The sequence below is a fragment of the Corynebacterium pygosceleis genome (assembly GCF_016595275.2).
Taxonomy (GTDB): Bacteria; Actinomycetota; Actinomycetes; order Mycobacteriales; family Mycobacteriaceae; genus Corynebacterium; species Corynebacterium pygosceleis.
The window spans coordinates 285777-299554 of record NZ_JAENIQ020000002.1; the positions used below are offsets into that span (position 1 = coordinate 285777).

Genomic DNA, 13778 nt, shown 5'->3' on the forward strand with positions numbered 1-13778 from the left:
GAGGGGACGGCGAAGGCGGTTACCCCGGCAGAGGGGTCAGGGACGCCCTGCCACGGAAGCCGGTTCCGTGTCGGGGTCAGCCGCCGCCACGGCCTTCGCCGCGTGGCGGACCGCCCAAACCGTCAGTAGCGCGGCCACACCGGTGAGCGGCCACCCCATCGCGATGCGGGCGATCGCGAGCGCGTTCGTGGCGTCCGCGTCATAGAGGTTCCGCTGCACCAGGAACCTGGCGAGGAAAACCACGGACCAGGCGAGTGTCGCCCAGGCGTAGGCTCTGCGTGCTGCGGGGATCTCACGCCACGACATGTCGTGACCGTTGAGTCCCCGCCAGGCGACCCCCACCATCGGCCAACGAACCACGACCGAGGTGAGGAAAACCACCGCGAAGAGCAGGGACATCCAGATGCCGTAGAGGAAGTAGGCTTTGGCGTCCCCGGTGAAAAGAGCGAAGGCGGCACCGATCGCCACACCGAGGAGACCCGAGATCGCGGGCTGGAGGTTCTCCCGCCGGGCCAGACGCCAGACGAAGATCCCGACCGCCACCGTGAGTGACGCGAGCAGCGCCCAGACCAGTCCGAACCGGTTGTTGACCGGGATCAGGACGAGAATCGGCAGTGTGGATGAGACGAGCCCCCCGAGTCCCCCCATCTGTTCGAGGAGGGTCGGCGCGGGGGCCTCCCCCGTTTCGGGTTCGACGACGGACGGGTGCGGACCGGGATCTCTCTGCTCGGCGGACACTACCGCTCCGTCTTCCGGATCTGCTGCATCGCGGAGGTCTCCGGGCTCTGACCCGACGGCTGCTCCGGTGCCGGAGAGCCGGTGCCGGCTCCGGCACCGGCGGTGTCTCCGTCTGTTTCGGCGGACCTCTGCTGCGCGGCCTCCGCCGGGGTGGCCGCGCGCGCCCGGAGATCGCGAGTGTCCATGGTCCCGGTCTCCCGCGCCTTCTTCAGGCGTTCCTGCATGGCCTGGGTGACCTGCTTCGCGAGCGGTTCAGGCAGTGCGACAGGCAGTGACTGGCCGGCGGGCAGCGGGCCGTCGCCCCGGTGCACGAAAGTCCTGGCGGTGACGTCCCGGCCCAACTGGGCGAGTTCGTCTGCGGAGCCGGCGGGGGCGGCGAGCGTCATCCGGAGCATCCAGCGCGGACCGTCGACGCCGATGATACGTATGACGGCCTCACCCGCGGCGCCCACGACCTCACGTCCCCAGGGGCCGTGCTCGACATGGACGGACAGCCCGTCCTTCCGCATGCCCTCGGTGATCTCCCTGGTCGATTCCCGCCACTGTCCAGCCGACCGCGGAGCCGCGAACGCCACCGGGGTGATCCGGCCGTGGGGGGTGATGATGTGCAGCATCCGGGGGCCGTTCTCCCCCATCTCGACCTGGACCTCTGATCCACGCGGAAGCGGGACGACAAGGGAACCGAGGTTGAGTGCGCCGTCGGCGAAATCGGAGAAGTCGAAGTCCCTGATGTCCACGGAACCACCGTCGAAGGGGCCGACCTCTCCGGCCACCGCATCGTGGACCGGATCCGGACCGTCGATCCCGGACGGGAGAACCTCCGGTCCCGCGCCGTCCACTCCCGCAGTGGCGCCCCGGGTCTCCTCCGGTTGTTCGTCGCGGGCGGGGGCGGAAACTTCCTTCCCGTCGTTCTTCTTTCCGAATCCGAATAGCGCCATGTGCTCTTCAGTCTCCTTCCCCGCGTCACCTTGTCGTCCGGTAGCGGTGTCCGCCGGATCGGTGACGGGTTGTAGTTGTGTGGTGTGATGCCCGGTCCGGTCGGGTCATCGAACGACGGCGATGTTCGCCGGTTCACGGTACCGTCCCATTATGCAGGTGACGGACGTCCGGGTGGCGTCGGGCGGGGCCGGACGGGTGAACGGGGTGGTCAGGCGGTACCGGGTGTCCCGACGCCGGTGGAACCGTACCCGGATTCCCCGCGGACGGTCTCATCCAGCACGTCGGTTTCCTCGAAGTCGCACAGTTCCACCCTCTGAACCAGCAACTGGGCGATACGGTCGCCGGGTTCGACGGTGATCGGATCCCTGGGGTCGAGGTTGATCAGACAGACCTTGATCTCCCCCCTGTAGTCGGCGTCGATGGTTCCGGGGGTGTTCACGATGGAGAGACCCGACCGCAGCGCCAGGCCACTCCGTGGGTGGATGAGCCCGACGTATCCGAGGGGCAGGGCGACGGCCAGGCCGGTGCCGACGAGGATCCTTTCGCCCGGTTCGATCACCGCGTGGTGCAGCGCGGAGAGGTCGACACCCGCGTCACCGCGATGGGCCCGACGGGGGCTGACCGCGCCGGGGTCGAGTTTGCGGAAACGGATCACCGGAGGTGTGGAAGGGGACGGGGACGGAGGCTGGGTCATTTCAGTCACGACGACAACACTACGCACCGTGAGGGTCTCCTTCGTGCTGACCCACACCCGGGTCGTCCGGCCGAGGGGTGCAGTAGGATGGACTCCCGTGAGTGAATCCGTATCGAACACCACCAGGGTCGTCTACCGCGAGCGGCAGTGGGTGCCGTGGTCGTGGTGGATCTTCGGCGCGCTGATCGTGGCGCTGCTCACCGGACAGCTGGCACACAACCGGTCCGAGATCTGGTTGTACGCTCCCGGCGTCATCCTGACCTGCACCGCAGTGTGGGTGCTGCTGTCCCTGTCGGGGACCGTCATCTCGGTCGAGGAGGACTCGGAGGGCGTGCGCTGGCTTCACGCCGGCGATGCGGTGCTCCCCGATGATGCCGTGTCCCGGACACTGGCGGTCCCGGCGTCGGCGAAGCGGAATGCGATGGGGCGGCAGCTCGATCCCGCGGCCTTCGTCGTCTCGCACGGTTGGGTACCGGAGATGGCGATGTTCGTTCTCGACGATCCGGAGGACCCGACCCCCTACTGGTTGATCGGTTCCAGGGACCCCGACTCACTCATCGCGGCCTTCATCCCGGAACATCACCACTGACCACTGACGCCACGACATGCGGTCGCACTGCGGAATCCCCGGACGGCCGGGAACGGGAACGGGGCCCGGGGAGACTGACACTCCCGGGCCCCGTTCCTGCATCAGCCGGAGACGACGGCTGTGACGATCAGAGATCAGGCGCAGTCGAGACAGATCTCCTCGCCGTTGTCCTCGACATGCGACAGTCGGTTCTGTCGCTGAACGAGGAAACAGCTTCCGCAGGTGAACTCGTCCGCACGTCGGGGGACGACCTGGATGTTGAGTTCCTCCCCCGAGAGATCCATGGCCGGGAGTTCGAAGGGCTCGACGATCTCACCGTCGTCATCGAGTACGGTCTGTGCGCTCTCGGAGGCCTTCAGCCCCTCGAGTGAGTCGGTCTCGAGATCATCGTCGGGGCGCAGCCTCGGGGCGTCGTAATCGGTAGCCATGGTGTCGGCTCCTTTGTCTCACAATGTGGGCGGTTCGGGGCAGATCAGGCAGCGGGACCTGACCCGCCGTCATATTGCATGTCGACGCGCATATTAGGCCCTAAAACGCGCCTTGTCATATCCGGGCCGCATTCAGCTGTCCTCCACGTCGTTTCCGCAGCTGGCCGGGCTCCCACCGCCGTGCGCGGCACAACACCACGACCACGATGATGCGGATGCGGGCGAACCGCATCGCCCCTGTCGCCACGGCGACGTGCGTCACGGCCAGCGGGACCCACGGTCTCACCGGACGACGTCCGTGACCCCGCACTGTTCGAGGAGCGCGCCGAAATCATCGGCCAGCGGACCGGCCGCGGCCCAGATCAGATCCCTGTCGGCGGACCGGGAGGCGAGATCCGGGGTGACCACTCTCGCCCCCGCCTCCCTCGCTATGACCGCACCCGCCGCGAAGTCCCAGCCGTTCAACGCGTGCTCGTAGTAGGCGTCGACCCGGCCGGCCGCGAGCTGGCAGAGATCGAGTGCCGCACTACCCATCCGCCTGATGTCCCGTACCCGGGGCAACATCCGGGTGAGGATCTCCGCCTGCCGTCCCCTGAGCCCGGAGTCGTAGGAGAAGCCGGTGGCCACCAGGGCCAGGCCGGTCTCCCCGACCTCATTGCACCGCAGTCTGTGCGACCGGCCGTCACCGTCGGTGACGAAGGCCCCGTGACCGGTCGCCGCGGAATAGAGTTCGCCGGTCGCCGCGTTGAGGACGACCCCGGCCACCGGTGCACCGTCGACGGCCGCCGCGATCGATACGGCGTAAACGGGTACGCCGTAGAGGAAGTTCACCGTACCGTCGATGGGGTCGACAACCCAGTGGACGGAGGTCGAGGATTCCCGGTGCGCACCTTCCTCGCCGATGAGTCCGTCGCCCGGTCGCTCCTCCTCGATCAGGATCGTCAGCAGTTCCTCGACGGCCCGGTCCACGACGGTGACGGGATCGACCTCCGAGGATTTGAGTGTGACGGAGGCACTGAGGTCGTCGATCCGGGAGAGCTCGTCGAGGATCAGCCGGTGCGCCCGGCGGGCCCAGCCGATCGCTGTGTCACGGAGGGCCCTGGGATCGGTGGTCCGTCGTTTCTCCCCGGCCTCCGGGGCGGCGTTGATGTCGGTCATGATCCCATTGTGCCGTCGTCACCCCGGAACGTCACGGTCCGGATCCGGGGAGGCGCCACTTGGGCTTTGTACAATGGGGACATGACGAACATCGGTTTTGGAATAGACGTCGGAGGGTCGGGCATCAAGGGTGCACGGGTGGACCTGGATACCGGCGAGTTCATCGACGACCGGATCAAGATCCCCACTCCCCGCCCCGCCACCCCCGGGGCTGTCGCCGCGACGGTGGAGGAGATCGTTCGTCTCGCGGACTGGGACGGCCCCGTCGGGATCACCCTTCCCTCGGTCATCCGGAATCAGCGGGCACTGACCGCCGCCAACATCGATCCCGGGTGGGTCGACACCGATGTCAACGCTCTCTTCCACGAGACCCTCGGGAGGCGCCGTATCAGTGTCCTCAATGACGCCGACGCCGCGGGTCTCGCAGAGGCGTCCTTCGGGAACCCGGAGGCGCGCACGGGGTCGGTGATTCTGCTGACGTTCGGGACCGGTATCGGTAGCGCGTTCCTGATGGACGGGGAGCTGTTCCCGAACACCGAGCTCGGTCACCTGTTGATCGACGGGAGGGAGGCCGAGCATCTGGCTTCCTCCGCGGTGAAGGAACGTGAGGATCTCCGCTACGGGGAGTGGGCCCGTGAACGGGTCTCCCCCGTTCTCCGGGAGTATGAGCGGCTCTTCTGGCCGTCCCTGTTCATCGTCGGAGGCGGGATCTCCCGGAAGGCACACAAGTGGGTGCCCAAGCTCGACTGTTCGACCCGCGTGGTGCCTGCCGAACTGCGTAACCGGGCCGGAATCGTGGGAGCCGCGATGGCCGTGGACCGTGGTCTCACCCCGTAGGACGGGAATCCGCATCCGCCCGGGGCGTCGACCGGGGAATCCGGCACGGCCGGCGTTTCGCGGGTTGTCGGGTGCACCGCCTGCGACGTCTGTGCCGGGGTTGCTCTATACTGGCGAGTTGACCGTGGATTAACTACGTCGCAGTGTGGCCGGTGCGGCCGCTGCCGGGCCATCGTCAGGTCATCGTCAGGTCACTGTCAGACCATTCTCGGGTCATCGCTGCCAGAACAGGGCCGACCCGTGAGCCGGTTTCAGGTACCGGTGGTCGGTGACGTGCCGATGACGTGTCAGTGGTGGTGGTGCCGCAACCCCTCCATCGGGTGCGGCCGCAGTGTGCACGTACATGATTCACCCATGTGACCGGCGCGGGCGTTCGTGGAACCTGGTGTTCCGCGACCACGACACGTTCCGCTGCCGACTCCTCATTGGAGCCGACGTCGGGGCGACGATCCGGCACCGGACACAGAACACGATCTCAAGGCGAAAGGGCGCACGTGGCAGCCACTGATTCTTCAGACCTGGCCCGACCGGAGGACACCGAGAACTCCTCCTCGGACACACCCGCAGCACGCAAGACGGCGAAGAAGACCGCCCGGAAAACCGCACGCAAGGCGACGGCCCGGAAGGCCGCTCCCCGCACCGCGCGTGCCGCAACGGCATCGACCACCCCCGACACCGACACCACCGGAGAGACACGGGAGACCGCGTCCACCGCTCCGGTGAAGAAGACCGCGAAGAAGACGGCGAAGAAGACCGCCCGGAAGGCCTCCCCCAGGAAGCCCGCCGCCGGGTCCGCGGAGGCCGCGGAGGAGGTCCGCTCCCCGGATGAGGGAGAGACCACCACCCCCGCCGGGACCACGGCGAAGAAGACCGCCAGGAAGACGGCGAAGAAGAAGACCGCGAAGAAGACCACCCGGAAAGCCCCCTCCACGAAGGCGGCACCGGGGACGTCCACCGCGAAGAAGGTCGACGAGGAACCGGATGCTCTCCGGGACGATGACGCGGAGGACGTGTTCATCACCGATGAGCCGGGCGAGGACGATGACTTCGTCGCGGGTGATCTGCCGGCTGACGAGGACAACGAGGACACCGACGCCGATGACGTGGGTGAATCGGACGGTGACGATGACGATGACGACGGGTCGTCCGTCTGGGACGAGGACGAGTCCGCCGCTCTCCGGCAGGCCCGCAAGGATGCTGAGCTCACCGCGTCCGCCGACTCCGTCCGTGCCTATCTCAAGCAGATAGGCAAGGTCGCACTGCTGAACGCGGAACAGGAGGTGTCTCTGGCGAAGCGGATCGAGGCGGGTCTGTACGCCACCTACCGCATCGAGCAGATGCAGGAGGCGTTCGCCGCCGGCGACAAGGACGCGAAACTCACCCCGGCGGTCAAACGTGATCTGCGTGCGATCGCCCGCGACGGCCGGAAGGCGAAGAACCATCTCCTGGAGGCGAACCTCCGACTCGTCGTCAGCCTGGCCAAGCGCTACACCGGCCGCGGTATGGCTTTCCTCGACCTGATCCAGGAGGGCAACCTCGGTCTGATCCGCGCGGTGGAGAAGTTCGACTACACCAAGGGCTACAAGTTCTCGACCTACGCCACCTGGTGGATCCGTCAGGCGATCACCCGGGCGATGGCGGACCAGGCCCGGACCATCCGTATCCCGGTCCACATGGTCGAGGTCATCAACAAACTCGGACGTATCCAGCGGGAGCTGCTCCAGGATCTGGGCCGCGAACCGACCCCGGAGGAGCTCGCCAAGGAGATGGACATCTCCGAGGACAAGGTCCTCGAGATCCAGCAGTACGCACGTGAACCCATCTCCCTCGATCAGACGATCGGCGACGAGGGCGACAGCCAGCTGGGCGACTTCATCGAGGATTCGGAGGCCGTCGTCGCCGTTGACGCGGTGAGCTTCACCCTGCTCCAGGACCAGCTCCAGGATGTCCTGCAGACACTGTCCGAGCGTGAGGCGGGCGTCGTCAAGCTGCGTTTCGGCCTGACCGACGGCATGCCCCGGACCCTCGATGAGATCGGTCAGGTTTACGGGGTGACGCGCGAACGGATCCGGCAGATCGAGTCCAAGACGATGTCGAAGCTCCGTCACCCGTCCCGCTCCCAGGTGCTCCGGGACTACCTCGACTAGAGGGGTGGACCGCCCGGGCACCCACGACGGAACGGCCCGTATCCGCGATCACCGGTATCGCGGATACGGGCCGTTCCGTCGTTTCCTGACCGGACCCGGATTTTCCCCGGGCAGGGGTCAGTGCCCGGGCGGTGTCCCCGGTTCCCGGTCATCGACGGCCGGAGTGCTGCGGGACACCGGTGGTTCCCATCGGCGTGGAAGCCCCGTCCTCCCGTAGGCGAGCCTCCGGTGCAGCCACTCCAACGGGCCGGGGAGACCGAGACGCTCGAGCGCCACGGCGATCACCACCGTCACCAGCCAGACGACGAGTCCCGTCGCGGTACCGGCGGCGGCGCTCCCCGGTGTGACCAGATGGAGACCGAAAGAGGCGAGGAACACCACGCACAGCACCGACTGGAGGACGTAACCGGTCATGGACCGCCGACCGAGGGCGATCAGGGCCCTCACGCAGAAGCCCGGTCGATGCTCATTCCCCGCCGCGCGCGCGGCATCGATCTTCCGCTGGAGCGGCAGACTGCCCAGGGCGATCGCCGCGACGAGTCCGGGACCGGTGAACATCCCGACGACGGCGTTGACCCCCTCGAGACGGGGTGCCCAGGAGGCGGGTGCCCAGCCCGCCATCGACAGTCCCCACGGAAGTCCGACGAGAACGATGACAGCGACCGCGACGCCGACAGCGCTCCACAGCGCGCGGAGATGCCTCTCCGGATGCGTGAGAACGCCTTTCCTCGCGGCGACGAATCCGACGATGATCACGGGCGCGACCATGGCGGCCTCCGCGGGGAACATGAACAGGGAACCGATGAGGATGATCCCGCCGGTTGCGACGTATTCGCCGTAGCTTCCGAAGTCCAACGATCCGTGCATGTCGAACTCCGAGCTGAACATGATCATCGGGACGATGAAGAGCAGCGCGATCGCCTGGAGCACCGCGGCGATGATCAGCAGCGTCCGGTCCCTGAGCGGCAGGAGGAGGGCGAGGAGCACGCCCGTGACACCGTAGAAGGTCATGATGTCGCCGTAGTAGAACACGACCGTGTGCACGGCACCGAACGCGGCGAGTATCCCGTAGCGGCGGGCCAGGACCCCACGGGCCGCAGTGAGGGGGTAGGACCGCCGCCACAGACTGAGAGCGAGGAGCCCGAATCCGTATCCGAGGAGCGTCGAGAACATCGCGATCCCCCGGACGTGGATGAACAGTGCGCCGAAGACGACCGCGATCCGGTCGAGCAGTCCACCGTCCGCGATTCCGCCCGCCGAGGCCGCCAGATCCGGCTCATCGCCGAGCGGGGCGAGCCAGGTGCTCGTGATGTTCGCGATGGCGATCCCGAGGAGCATGAGGCCCCGGGCGAGGTCCGGGCTCACCAGTCGGGCGCGGGGGGGAACGGTCGAGGCCGGGGCCCCGTGGTGCCGGGAGGGCCCGTTGCCCCCGGGGGGTTCGGGAAGGGAGGTCGGATTCACGGTTCTCCTAGGGGTGTCGGGGGCGAAACACTGTGGCCTGGGTTGCATGTGACCTGTGTGCACGCCGTCCCGGTTCACACCGGGGCGGCGTGCACGGATCGTCACCAGTCCCGAAGATAGGCGATCCGGTCACGCAGCTGCTCTGCTGTACACAGTGCGGTGGGCGGTCCCCCGCAGTTCTGCCGTACCTCGTTGTGGATGGCTCCGTGTGGACGCCCGGTCCTACCGGAGGTGATGGACACCAGGGTGTTGAGTTCCTTCCGGAGCTGCGGAATCTCGTTGGACACCGTGGCCGCTGCCTCGGTCCTCCGCCGGGGCGGTTGTCCGTCCTGCTTCTCCTGCCCCTGACGGTGTTCCCCGGCACGCGCCTCGACCTGTTCTGCCTGGCGTTGTTTGAGCAGCTGACGCATCTGTTCGGCGTCGAGGAGACCCGGAAGTCCGAGGTAGTCGGCCTCTTCGGCGGAGCCCGCGATCGTTCCGGTTCCGTAGGTGGAGCCGTCGTAGATCAGTGAGTCGAGTTCGGCTTCCGCGCCGATCGATTCATAGGATTTCGTGTCGTCCGGTTCGTTCTTCTCCCTATTGGCTTCCGCGAGGAGTTCATCGTCCCATCCCTCCTTCACCCGGTCGGGTTTCCCGAGGACATGGTCGCGCTGGGTCTCCAGCCGGGAGGCGAGGTCGAGGAGAACGGGAACGGACGGCAGGAACACCGACGCGGTCTCACCGGGCATCCGGGAACGCACGAAGCGTCCGATGGCCTGGGCGAAGAACAGTGGAGTCGACGCCGAGGTGGCGTAGACACCGACGGCGAGCCGTGGCACGTCGACGCCCTCGGAGACCATGCGGACCGCAACCATCCACTCGTCGGTCGAGTTCGAGAAGTCCTCGATGCGTTGTGAGGCCCCGATCTCGTCGGAGAGCACGACGGTGACCGGTGTGGAGGACATAGTACCGAGAATCCTCGCGTAGGCCCGGGCCGTGGTCTTGTCGGTGGCGATGACGAGGCCACCGGCGTCGGGCATCCGCTCACGCAGCTGCTTCAGGCGGGTGTGTGCACCCCGCAGGACGGCGGGGATCCAGTCGCCCTTCGGATCCAGGGCGGTCTTCCAGGCACGTGCGGTCTGTTCTGCGTTGAGGGGCTCACCGAGTCGCGCCGCGAACTCCTCCCCCGCCGAGGTCCGCCAACGTGCCTCCCCGGAGTAGGCGAGGAAGACGACGGGACGGACGACACCGTCGGCGAGTGCGTCGGAGTACCCGTAGGTGTGGTCGGCGCGGGACTTCAGGTAGCCCTCGCCGTCATCGGTGTACCGGACGAAGGGAATCGCGGCGTCGTCGGAGCGGAACGGTGTACCGGTGAGCGCCAGGCGGCGTTCGGCGTCGTCGTACGCCTCGCGGATACCGTCACCCCAGCTCTTCGCGTCACCACCGTGGTGAATCTCGTCGAGGATCACCAGAGACCGCTGCGCGGTCGCGACGGCACGGTGCTTGTAGGGGTGCATCGCGACCTGGGCGTAGGTGACCACGATTCCGTGGTACTCCGGATTGACCACACCGGAGGTGTTGGTGAAGTGCGGATCGAGGAACAGCCCCACCCGTTCGGCCGCCTGTGCCCACTGCACCTTGAGGTGTTCGGTGGGTACGACAACGATGACCCGGTCGACGGTCCGGTTGCCGACGATCTCGGTTGCCAGCCTCAGCGCGAAGGTGGTCTTACCGGCACCCGGGGTCGCGACGGCGAGAAAGTCCTTCGGCTGGGCGGCCATGTACTTGTCGAGCGCCGCGCGCTGCCAGGCGCGTAGTCTGCCGCCGCTCACTTCTTGCGCAGTGACCGGTAGACACGCTCACAGTCGGCGCACACCGGCGATCCGGGTTTGGCCTGCTTGGTCACGGGGAAGGTCTCTCCGCACAGTGCAACCACCATGCGGCCGGAGACGGCCGACTCGACGATCTTGTTCTTCTTGACGTAGTGGAAGAACTTCGGGGTGTCGTCGGACGTCGTCGTGTCTTCCCGAACATCGGGACGTTCAATGGTTTTCGTCGTGGTGTTCACGGCTCCCATCATGCCCCAATCACGGGTCTCCGGGCACAACAGGGTTATCGTGGGTTCATGGTGCAGCAGCGGAGTGACGGTGACCCCGGGGATGATTCCGGTGGTCACACGTCCGCGTGCGCCGGACGCGGGAGGGATGCTTCGGACGACGGCTGTGTGGACGTCCCCGACGGGAACTCAGCGGGCCGACGGGGTCTGCGCCGGTTGATCCGTCGTCGGGCCGGGGTCGAGCTCATCACCGACGCCCGCCAGACCCCGCTGGACAATCTGAACGCACGACGGCGCAAGTACGCGATTCTCCAGGGTTCACGCATCCCCTTTCTCCTGGCCAGTGCGGTGACCTGGGTCTGGTGGGAGAACACCTGGATCTCGGCCGTGTTGTTCGCCGTCTCGGTTCCGTTGCCGTGGATCGCCGTCGTCATCGGGAACGGGGCCGGTGAGCCCCGTGATCCCCGGGTGAAACAGGTCTACAAGCCGGGGGTGATCCGGGACCTCAACGCGCGGCAGATGCTCCGTGGCGGAGGTTCCCCGGAACTGGGGGATGGCCGGGGCGACGCTCCCGGCCCGGGCGGCCGCGTCATCGAACATGATTAACTTGACGCACGTGTCTTCCGGTCCGTTCCGCACCGTTTTCTGAGGAGTTTCCAGTGCCTGATGCACTTTCTGCCGCTGTCCCCCATCTCTCACGGGTTTTCGGGGAGCACGGATTCACCGAAGGCGGGGTGTCCGCGCTGCTGGGGGCTGCGGCCACGGCGGCGCTGCACCGCGGTGAAACCGCTGCGGCGCTCCGCGCCACCCGGGGAACCGGAGATTCCGGACGGGCGGAGCTGATCCGGTTCTTCCTGCTCCGGCAGCCCGCCGGCCCACGGGAGCTCAGGGAGCTTCTGGGGGCCCGTACCGTCGAACTTCTCGACGCCGCCGGGGTGCTGGAGCACGACGGTGATTCCGATGGTGTCCGGATCTCGGTGGACGTCCGGCCCCGGGTGGTCGGTGGAACCGACCGGTGGATTTTCTCCGATCCCGACCCATCGGTGTCCGGTCTGGTTCCGGGAGCGGATCATGTTCCCGGTGTCGGGGCCGCGTCACTGTCGCTTCTCCAGGCCACGCCGACCGATCCGGTGCGTTGTGTCCTCGATCTGGGTACGGGATGCGGTATCCAGATGCTCGGTCAACTGGGTTGCGCGGAGACGGTGACGGGGACGGACATCCATACCCGGGCGCTCGATTTCGCGGAGGCGACACTCGCCGGGGGTGGGGTTCCGGTGACACGGGAGGGACTCCGGGTGAGCAGGACCGAGTCCCGCGCCGGTGACGGTGTCGCAACGGTCGATCTCCGACGGGGATCATGGTACGAACCGGTGGCCGGACGACGTTTCGACAGAATAATCGCGAATCCCCCCTTCGTCATCAGTCCCGGTGGCGGGTTCGTCTACCGGGACTCCGGCCTCGACCTCGACGCCGCGAGCGAACTTGTCGTGTCGGGCGCCGTGCGGCATCTGAATCCGGGGGGCAGCGCGCACATGCTCGCGTCGTGGGTGCACACGGAGGAGACCTCGTGGACCCAGCGGGTGGCCTCGTGGATCCCCGACACCGGTGTGGCGGCCTGGATCCTCCAGCGGGATGTCGCGGACCCCGAACTCTACGTCGGGACATGGCTGCGGGACGGATCCGTCGATCCCCGTTCCAGTGAGGGCAGGGAGCGGACCGTCGAGTGGCTGGACCACTTCACCGCCAACGGTGTGACGGGGGTCGGGTTCGGTTTCGTCGCGCTCCAGCGGATCGACGATGACAGTCCCTCGGAGGTCACCGCGGAGGATTTCAGTGTCAACGAAACCTGTGGCCTGGGTGATGAGGTGACGGAGTTCTTCACGCGCTCGGCGTGGTTGAGGGAACGGGACACGGACGGGATCGCGGACTCCCGCTTCGTCGTCCGTCCGGGTGTCGCGGTGGAAGACGTCCGTGTCACCGACGAGGACACCCGCCAGGGCTTCCGCCCCGCGGCACTGCGGATCACCCGCACGGAGGGCCCCCGTTTCTCCCATGACATCGATGAACACCTGATGGCGGTTCTCTCCGGGATCCATCCTCGGGGCCTGACTCTCCGGGAGACGGTCGAGCTCTACTGTGCGGCGAAGGGACTGGACGCGGATGAGGTGCTGCCTGAGGCGGTCGCGGCCGTCGTCGACCTGATACGCCACGGTATCGTGTTGCCTGCGGACATCACCGTCACCGGTGATCGACCGGTCCCGTGATCCACCGTCGTAGAAGGAGAACCCCTTGAAAGCTGTTCTGACCCGTGTGTCCCATGCGAGCGTCACGGTGGATGGCGAGGTGGTCGGTGAGATCGACTGCCCCGATACCTGTGGGGTGCTGGCGCTGGTCGGTGTCGCCCGGGGGGACGGCGAGGACCTTTCCGGGGTGGAGACGATGGTGCGGAAGATCGCGGAACTGCGGATCCTCCCGGAGGAGACGTCGGTGGAGTCGGCCGGTGCGCCGGTCCTGCTGGTCAGCCAGTTCACCCTCCAGGGGAGAACCGCGAAGGGACGTCGTCCGAGTTGGTCGGATGCAGCCCCCGGTGATGAGGCGGAACCGGTGATCGCGGCCATCGCGGAGGGACTGCGCGCCCGTGGCGTCCGGGTCGCCGAAGGACGGTTCGGCGCGATGATGCGGGTCTCCTCCGTCAATGAGGGACCGTTCACCGTCCTCGTTGACTGCTGACGGGCGCCATCCCCCGGTTCAC

At 67.2% G+C, this 13778-nt stretch carries 14 protein-coding genes and 2 pseudogenes; 6 read left to right on the forward strand and 10 right to left on the reverse strand.

The genetic code is table 11. From position 1 onward, the window contains the following. Nucleotides 1–36: 36 nt before the first annotated feature. From JIM94_RS04605 to dut, 3 genes are all read right to left on the reverse strand, one after another. Nucleotides 37–648 (reverse strand): DUF3159 domain-containing protein, encoded by a 612-nt coding sequence (locus JIM94_RS04605; RefSeq protein WP_200255579.1) that lies wholly within the window; start codon nucleotides 646–648, stop codon nucleotides 37–39. A gap of 89 nt (nucleotides 649–737) precedes the next feature. Further along, entirely contained in the window at nucleotides 738–1676 is a 939-nt protein-coding gene (locus JIM94_RS04610) for a DUF3710 domain-containing protein (protein ID WP_200255215.1), read from the reverse strand. Between the two features lie 209 nt (nucleotides 1677–1885). Then, nucleotides 1886–2371, reverse strand: a complete 486-nt coding sequence (gene dut, locus JIM94_RS04615; RefSeq protein ID WP_200255581.1) for a dUTP diphosphatase — start codon at nucleotides 2369–2371, stop codon at nucleotides 1886–1888. Between the two features lie 97 nt (nucleotides 2372–2468). Here dut and JIM94_RS04620 point away from each other — a divergent pair, with 97 nt between their 5' ends. Beyond that, on the forward strand, nucleotides 2469–2960 hold the full coding sequence (locus tag JIM94_RS04620) for a DUF3093 domain-containing protein (RefSeq protein ID WP_200255217.1): 492 nt from the start codon (nucleotides 2469–2471) through the stop codon (nucleotides 2958–2960). Nucleotides 2961–3094: 134 nt separating this feature from the next. Here the strand turns inward: JIM94_RS04620 and JIM94_RS04625 are convergent, their stop codons facing one another. The 3 genes from JIM94_RS04625 to JIM94_RS04635 form a co-directional block, all read right to left on the reverse strand. Next, a complete protein-coding gene (locus JIM94_RS04625; protein WP_200255219.1) occupies nucleotides 3095–3388 on the reverse strand; it encodes a DUF4193 domain-containing protein in 294 nt (97 codons plus the stop codon). Nucleotides 3389–3503: 115 nt separating this feature from the next. Continuing rightward, entirely contained in the window at nucleotides 3504–3674 is a 171-nt protein-coding gene (locus tag JIM94_RS04630; protein ID WP_200255221.1) for a hypothetical protein, read from the reverse strand. Further along, entirely contained in the window at nucleotides 3671–4546 is an 876-nt protein-coding gene (locus tag JIM94_RS04635; RefSeq protein ID WP_200255223.1) for an inositol monophosphatase family protein, read from the reverse strand. The genes JIM94_RS04630 and JIM94_RS04635 overlap by 4 nt, the downstream gene beginning before the upstream one ends. A gap of 81 nt (nucleotides 4547–4627) precedes the next feature. On the opposite strand from JIM94_RS04635, the gene ppgK reads away from it, so the two are divergent. Both ppgK and JIM94_RS04645 read left to right on the forward strand, forming a co-directional pair. Next, on the forward strand, nucleotides 4628–5383 hold the full coding sequence (gene ppgK / locus JIM94_RS04640; protein ID WP_200255225.1) for a polyphosphate--glucose phosphotransferase: 756 nt from the start codon (nucleotides 4628–4630) through the stop codon (nucleotides 5381–5383). Nucleotides 5384–5877: 494 nt separating this feature from the next. Further along, nucleotides 5878–7530, forward strand: coding sequence for an RNA polymerase sigma factor (locus JIM94_RS04645; protein ID WP_200255227.1), 1653 nt, complete (start codon nucleotides 5878–5880; stop codon nucleotides 7528–7530). A 117-nt stretch (nucleotides 7531–7647) separates the two neighbouring features. On the opposite strand, the gene JIM94_RS11390 is transcribed toward JIM94_RS04645, so the two are convergent. The 4 genes and pseudogenes from JIM94_RS11390 to JIM94_RS04660 form a co-directional block, all read right to left on the reverse strand. After that, on the reverse strand, nucleotides 7648–8991 hold the full coding sequence (locus JIM94_RS11390) for a DUF418 domain-containing protein (protein ID WP_200255229.1): 1344 nt from the start codon (nucleotides 8989–8991) through the stop codon (nucleotides 7648–7650). A gap of 101 nt (nucleotides 8992–9092) precedes the next feature. Beyond that, nucleotides 9093–9275 (reverse strand): annotated as a pseudogene (locus tag JIM94_RS11465) (ATP-dependent helicase); the annotation flags it as partial. A 68-nt stretch (nucleotides 9276–9343) separates the two neighbouring features. Then, a pseudogene (locus tag JIM94_RS04655) lies at nucleotides 9344–10751 on the reverse strand (DEAD/DEAH box helicase); the annotation flags it as partial. A 47-nt stretch (nucleotides 10752–10798) separates the two neighbouring features. Next, nucleotides 10799–11038, reverse strand: coding sequence for a DUF3039 domain-containing protein (locus JIM94_RS04660; protein WP_200255583.1), 240 nt, complete (start codon nucleotides 11036–11038; stop codon nucleotides 10799–10801). Between the two features lie 156 nt (nucleotides 11039–11194). Here JIM94_RS04660 and JIM94_RS04665 point away from each other — a divergent pair, with 156 nt between their 5' ends. Genes JIM94_RS04665 through dtd form a run of 3 tightly spaced genes read left to right on the forward strand, consistent with a single transcriptional unit; the run spans nucleotide 11195 to nucleotide 13756 of the window. Continuing rightward, on the forward strand, nucleotides 11195–11632 hold the full coding sequence (locus JIM94_RS04665) for a DUF3099 domain-containing protein (protein WP_200255233.1): 438 nt from the start codon (nucleotides 11195–11197) through the stop codon (nucleotides 11630–11632). 53 nt (nucleotides 11633–11685) lie between these two features. Then, the gene (locus JIM94_RS04670; RefSeq protein WP_200255235.1) at nucleotides 11686–13290 is read left to right on the forward strand and encodes a DUF7782 domain-containing protein; all 1605 of its coding nucleotides are present in this window, start codon (nucleotides 11686–11688) and stop codon (nucleotides 13288–13290) included. Between the two features lie 25 nt (nucleotides 13291–13315). Further along, nucleotides 13316–13756: a D-aminoacyl-tRNA deacylase gene (gene dtd / locus JIM94_RS04675; RefSeq protein WP_200255237.1), complete on the forward strand. Its 441-nt coding sequence runs from the start codon at nucleotides 13316–13318 to the stop codon at nucleotides 13754–13756. The last annotated feature ends 22 nt before the right edge of the window (nucleotides 13757–13778 follow it).